This is a genomic window from Burkholderia sp. SIMBA_051 (assembly GCF_046534915.1).
Lineage (GTDB): Bacteria > Pseudomonadota > Gammaproteobacteria > Burkholderiales > Burkholderiaceae > Burkholderia > Burkholderia ambifaria.
Window position 1 is genome coordinate 1 of record NZ_JAWRXS010000410.1, and the last position, 263, is coordinate 263.

At 66.2% G+C, this 263-nt stretch carries 1 protein-coding gene; it reads right to left on the reverse strand.

Going from position 1 to position 263, the window contains the following annotated elements:
* The coding region (locus SB771_RS35075) for a sensor histidine kinase N-terminal domain-containing protein (protein ID WP_410722054.1) at positions 1 to 263 on the reverse strand (263 nt) is incomplete at both ends.

The following is a 263-nucleotide window of genomic DNA, read 5'->3' on the forward strand; positions in this document are numbered from 1 at the left end:
CGCGGCGGGAAGTCGGGCGTGCCCGCGAGCAGGCGGCCATCGTCGACGCTCACGCTGTAGAACACCTGGTCGCGATAAGGCGACGCGAATATTTCGAGCGCGGCGGGCGGCACGTCCACGCGCAGGAAGCCGTCCACCCATTGCACTTCGCCCGCGATCATGCGCGCCGACGAAATCAACTGGTTATCCTGCACCAGATCCGCGGTGCGCCGCGCATTGTCGTATTCGGCCTTGCCGGTGACGAACACGTATAGCGCGAGCGG